The organism is Marinitenerispora sediminis (assembly GCF_003336425.1).
GTDB classification, from domain to species: domain Bacteria; phylum Actinomycetota; class Actinomycetes; order Streptosporangiales; family Streptosporangiaceae; genus Marinitenerispora; species Marinitenerispora sediminis.
This window is the reverse complement of record NZ_QEIO01000275.1, coordinates 1-2,737: the sequence shown is the minus strand read 5'-3', so window position 1 is coordinate 2,737 and position 2,737 is coordinate 1. Positions and strand designations below refer to the sequence as shown.

Sequence of the window (2,737 nt, the reverse complement as noted above, 5' to 3'; positions counted from 1 at the left end):
CCCCCGCGCGGCCCCGCCCCGTCGCGCTGCTGCTGCCGGGCCAGGGCGCCCAGCACGTGCGGATGGCCGCCGGACTCTACCCGCACGAACCCGTGTTCTCCGCCGCCATGGACGAGGTGTTCACCGCCATGGGGGAGGACGGCACCCGGCTGCGCGCCGACTGGGTGGCCGAACGGCCCACCGTGCCCATCGACCACGTCACCCGCTCCCAGCCGCTGCTGTTCGCGGTGGACTACGCGCTGGGCCGGCTGGTGGCGAGCTGGGGGATCCGGCCGGCCGCCCTGCTCGGGCACAGCATCGGCGAGATGGCCGCCGCCGCCCTCGCCGGAGTGTTCGACCTCTCCGACGCGGCCGGCATCGTCCTGGACCGGGTACGCCGGCTGCTGCAGGCCCCGCCGGGCGGGATGCTCGCGGTCGCCGCCGCCCCCGGCGAGCTCGGCCCCCACCTGCACGGCGACGTGGTCGTCGGCGCGGTCAACGCGCCCCGCCAGACCGTACTGGCCGGCCCCCGGGAGCCACTGGCCGCCGTCGCGGCGGCCCTGGCCGAACGGGGGTTCACCTGCCGCCCGGTGCCCTCGCTCGTCGCCTTCCACAGCCCCGCCGTCGCCGCGGCCACCGCCGGAGCCGAGCAGCTGCTCGCCTCGGTGCGGGTCCGGCCGCCCGACATCCCCGTCTACTCCGGCTACACCGCCGCGCCGCTGCGCGCGGCCCAGATCGCCGACCCCGGCTTCTGGGCGCGCCAGCCGGTCGCCCCGGTGCTGTTCTGGCCGGCCCTGGACGCGCTGCTGGGCGACGGGGCGTTCCTGCTCGTGGAGGCCGGGCCCGGCCAGGGCCTCACCCAGGTGGCGCGGCGGCACCCGGCGGTGCGCGCCGGCCGCAGCGCCGTGCTGCCGCTGCTGCCCGCCCGCCTCGGCCCGCCGCGGGCCGACCGCCAGGCGGTCGCCGCCGCGCGGGCCGCGCTGCTCGCGGAGGCCCGCCTGCCGGAGCGACGCTGAGGCCGGTGGGTGTTCGTGGCGCGGCCGGCCGCGCCACGAACACCCACCGGCGCGGGGGAGGGGCGCTAGCCCGCGGCCCTCGCCGTCACGAACCGCACCGGGGTCTCGATCACCAGCGGCCCGCCGTCCTCGCGCAGCGCGTCCAGTCCGGCGATCAGCCGCTCCCGCAGCCGGCGCGCCTCGGCCGCGCCCAGGTGCTGCCACAGCAGCCGCATCCCCTGGGTGTGCGACCAGTCCACCCACGTCTCGCCGGACGCCGCCACCAGGCGGACCGGCTCGTCCGCCACCTCGACGTCGCAGAACCCGGCCCGCCGCAGGGTGCGCTCCAGGTCGGCGACCTCCTGCAGCCACCCGTTGAACCGCCGGCGCAGCTCCTCGGGCCGCCACTGCGGCGGCAGGTCGCGCAGCAGCGAGCGCGGGATGAGGTCGGCGAACACCGGCGGCAGGAACGGGAAGGTGTCGTCGGTGAACACCGGGCTGGTGAACGCGATGCGCCCGCGCCGCACCAGCACCCGCGCGTAGCGGGCCAGCGCCGCCGGCGCGTCCGGCAGGAAGATGACGCTGTAACTCCCCAGCACGACGTCGAACGACCGCTCCGGCAGCTCCGGGTACTCCGCGTCCATCACCCGCAGCTCGACGTTGCCGATCCGCCGCCGCTCGGCCTCCTCGGCCGCGGCCTCGATCATCGCCGCGGCGATGTCGATGCCCAGCACCCGGCCGCGCGGGCCGACCATCGCCGCCGCCGGGAACAGGCACGCCCCCCGCCCGCAGCCGATGTCGAGCACCCGGTCCCCGCGGCGCGGAGCAGCCCGCTCCACCAGGCGCCGGCCCATGGGCGTGAAGAACTCGACGCCCATCCGGTCGTAGCTGGCCGCGGCCTGGTTGAACGCCTCCGCCACCCCCGCCTTGTACGAGTCCTGGTCCATGTCTGCTCCCGAGCGGTTCGAACGGTCGCGGCCGGGCGGCGGGACGCATCCCGGGCCCCCGCCGAGGGCGGCGCCCTCCGGCCGCGAAACGGACGCCCCCATCAGACCGGCCCCGGGTCGAACCCGCCTGGAGCGCCACTCGACCGCAACCGGCAAAACACTCGAATATTCACGCAGGCCCTTTTTCGCCCCTTGTTCCACCCGATCACGCAGCCCCACAATGGGACAGGGAACCACCCCGGAAATCGGGCGGCGAATTCCCCGCCCGACCACCGCGCCAAAACACCGAAAACCCGAAAAAAGGGGAGTGGCCATGCGCAACACCGAGGTCGTCCGCCGCATGATCAACGCCTACAACACCGGAAAAACCGACGACGTCGACGAATTCATCCACCCCGAATACCTCAACCCCGGCGCCCAGGAAGTCTCCACCCTGCGCGGCCCCAACGCCTTCGCACTCGCCGTGAAATGGCTCAAAGCCACCTTCTCCGACGACGCCTTCCTCGACGAGGTCAGCATCGAGGAACGCGGCGAATGGGCCCGAGCCCACCTCGTCCTGCACGGCCGCCACATCGGCAACCTCGTCGGCATGGCCGCCACCGGCCGCCGCTTCGCCGGCGAGCAGATCCACCTCATCCGCCTACGCGACGCCAAGATCCGCGACCACCGCGACTGGCCCGACTACATCGGCACCTACCGCCAGCTCGGCGCGCCCTGGCCCGACGACAACGGCTGGCGGCCCTGACCCGGCCCCCGCGACACGCCGGCCGGCCACCCCCGGGCACGGCCGGCGTGTCGCGGGGGCCGGGTCAGGGC

At 75.4% G+C, this 2,737-nt stretch carries 3 protein-coding genes; 2 read left to right on the top strand and 1 reads right to left on the bottom strand.

Annotated elements, in window-relative coordinates:
- The coding region (locus tag DEF28_RS26180; protein ID WP_199493560.1) for an acyltransferase domain-containing protein at positions 1-995 on the top strand (995 nt) is incomplete at its 5' end.
- Between the two features lie 65 nt (positions 996-1,060).
- Here the strand turns inward: DEF28_RS26180 and DEF28_RS26175 are convergent.
- Entirely contained in the window at positions 1,061-1,921 is an 861-nt protein-coding gene (locus tag DEF28_RS26175; RefSeq protein WP_114400863.1) for a class I SAM-dependent methyltransferase, read from the bottom strand.
- A gap of 313 nt (positions 1,922-2,234) precedes the next feature.
- Here DEF28_RS26175 and DEF28_RS26170 point away from each other — a divergent pair, with 313 nt between their 5' ends.
- Positions 2,235-2,666, top strand: a complete 432-nt coding sequence (locus DEF28_RS26170) for an ester cyclase (protein ID WP_114400862.1) — start codon at positions 2,235-2,237, stop codon at positions 2,664-2,666.
- Positions 2,667-2,737 lie beyond the last annotated feature (71 nt).